This window comes from Pseudarthrobacter woesei (genome assembly GCF_055412745.1).
On the sequence record NZ_JBVAYU010000030.1, the window covers coordinates 1 to 2,587 of the forward strand.

Here is a 2,587-nt window from a genome sequence, read left to right on the forward strand (position 1 = left end):
GGCTGGAGGAGGAGGCCATCGAGGCCGCCAACGAGGCCAGCCGCGAGCACCCCTGCCGGATCATCGTCCTGGCCGACGCCGGCGCCACGGCCCCGACCCGGCTCGACGCCCAGATCCGCGTGGGCGGTGACGCCGGAGCGTCCGAGGTCATCCTGCTCCGCGGCTACGGCGAGCTCGCGGAGGAAAGCGAGTCGCTCGTGGCGGCCCTGCTGCTGCCGGACGCGCCGATCGTGGCCTGGTGGCCGCACGGCGCCCCGAAGAACGCGTGTGAGACCTCGGTCGGCCGGATAGCGCACCGCCGGATCACGGACTCGGGCAACGAGGNCGCCCTCGACAACATCCGCCGCACCAATCGGCGGCGGCTTCGTTGTCGACGGGGACGCGCAAGGCGCTGACCAGGTGGTGGCAGACGACACCGTGCTGCCCTACCCCTTCACCACAGCCGACGAGCTCCTGGAAATCTGTGCCCGCGAGAACATGTCCATCTCCGACGTCATGCTCGCCAACGAACTTCTCTGGCACACGGAAGCCGAACTCCGGGACAAGCTGCTGGCCCTCTGGGCGGTCATGCGCCAGTGCGTCGAGAACGGCTGCGCCGCCGAGGGGATCCTGCCCGGCGGGTTGAACGTCAAGCGGCGTGCCCCGGCTCTGTTCCGGACGCTGGCAGCATTCGCCGTCAGCGCCGAAGCCGAAGCGAGGAACCCGTCCCCGGTCCAGGTGCCGGCGGACCCGCTGCTCGCCATGGAATGGGTGAACCTGTTCGCCCTTGCCGTCAACGAGGAAAACGCCGCAGGCGGACGGATCGTCACCGCCCCCACCAACGGGGCCGCCGGCATCGTGCCGGCCGTCCTGCACTACTACGTGAAGTTCGTCCCCGGAGCCAACGACGACGGCGTCATCCGCTTCCTCCTGACGGCAGCCGCCGTCGGGATCCTGTTCAAGATCAATGCTTCCATCTCGGGGGCCGAGGTCGGCTGCCAGGGCGAAGTGGGATCGGCCTGCTCCATGGCCGCGGCGGGGCTGTGCGAAGTCCTGGGCGGCACTCCCTCGCAGGTGGAAAACGCCGCCGAAGTCGGAATCGAACACAACCTCGGGCTGACCTGCGACCCGGTCGGCGGACTGGTGCAGATCCCCTGCATCGAACGCAACGCCATCGCCAGCGTCAAGGCCATCGACGCCGCCCGCCTGTGCCTGCACGGGGACGGCAGCCACAAAGTGTCGCTGGACAAAGCCATCAAGACCATGCGCGAAACAGGAGCGGACATGAAAACCAAGTACAAGGAAACCTCCCGCGGAGGCCTCGCCGTGAACGTGATCGAGTGCTGACCCGTGGACACCCTCAATAGCAGCGCCGCTGACTACGTTCTGAGCCTCGACTGCCCGGAAACCCGGGGAATCGTCCACGCCGTGTCCGGATTCCTGCTCGAACAAGGCTGCGACATCCTGGAAAGCAAACAATTCGACTCACAGGACGACGGTCACTTCTTCATGCGGCTCCACTTCGCCTCGTCCGGGGACTCCCCCGGCAAACCCGCCACCCTTGATTCGCTCCGGCAGGCCTTCGTCCCCGTGGCCGACAAATTCGGCATGCTGTGGCAACTGCGCGCCCACGGGGCGAAACGCCGGGTCCTGATCATGGTGTCCAAATTCGAGCACTGCCTCAACGATCTGCTGTTCCGGGCACGCATCGGCGAACTGCCCATCGATATTGTCGGGGTCGTCTCGAACCATCCGGATCACCGCGGGATCGTGGAGTGGCACGGCATTCCGTTCTTCCATGTGCCGGTCACGGCAGACACCAAGCCGGCGGCCGAGGAGCGCCTGATGGAGCTCGTCAAGCGGCTCGACGTCGAATTGGTCGTTTTGGCGCGCTACATGCAGGTCCTCAGCGACAATCTCACCCGCCGCCTCGACGGCCGCGCCATCAACATCCACCACTCCTTCCTGCCATCCTTCAAAGGCGCCAAGCCCTACCACCAGGCACACGCCCGTGGCGTCAAGACCGTCGGCGCCACCGCCCACTACGTCAACGCGGAGCTCGATGAAGGCCCGATCATCTCCCAGCAAGTGGTCGAAGTGGACCACACCTACACCGCCGACGACCTCGTGGCAGCCGGCCGCGACACCGAGCGCAAAGCGCTCTCCAACGCAGTCCGCTGGCACTGCGAAGGCCGCGTCTTCCTCCAGGGCAACCGGACCGTCGTACTTAAATAGCGGCCGGATCCGCCAGAAGTCCGCCCGACACCGCGTCAGCCGGCGCCGGCCACCACAGAACAACGAAAGAGACATCCAGTGAACCAGCCACTTCCCCGGGTTACGGGCAGCGACCACGTCAAGCGCGGCATGGCGGAGATGCTCAAGGGCGGCGTCATCATGGACGTCGTCAACGTCGAGCAGGCCCTCATCGCCGAGGATGCCGGAGCCGTGGCCGTCATGGCGCTGGAACGCGTACCCGCCGACATCCGCGCCCAGGGCGGCGTGTCCCGTATGTCCGATCCGGACATGATCGAGGCGATCATCGCGGCCGTGTCCATCCCGGTCATGGCGAAGGTCCGGATCGGCCACTTCGTCGAGGCCCAGGTCATCC

Annotated in this window: 1 protein-coding gene and 3 pseudogenes; all 4 read left to right on the forward strand. The window is 66.7% G+C overall.

Annotated elements, in window-relative coordinates; genetic code table 11:
* A pseudogene (locus tag ACZYZE_RS18865) lies at positions 1–350 on the forward strand (glucose-6-phosphate dehydrogenase assembly protein OpcA); the annotation flags it as partial.
* Positions 346–1,326: pseudogene (locus ACZYZE_RS18870) on the forward strand (L-serine ammonia-lyase); the annotation flags it as partial. The pseudogenes ACZYZE_RS18865 and ACZYZE_RS18870, both read left to right, overlap by 5 nt.
* Positions 1,327–1,329: 3 nt before the next feature.
* The gene (purU, locus tag ACZYZE_RS18875) at positions 1,330–2,214 is read left to right on the forward strand and encodes a formyltetrahydrofolate deformylase (RefSeq protein WP_463909550.1); all 885 of its coding nucleotides are present in this window, start codon (positions 1,330–1,332) and stop codon (positions 2,212–2,214) included.
* A 129-nt stretch (positions 2,215–2,343) separates the two neighbouring features.
* Positions 2,344–2,587: pseudogene (locus ACZYZE_RS18880) on the forward strand (pyridoxal 5'-phosphate synthase lyase subunit PdxS); the annotation flags it as partial.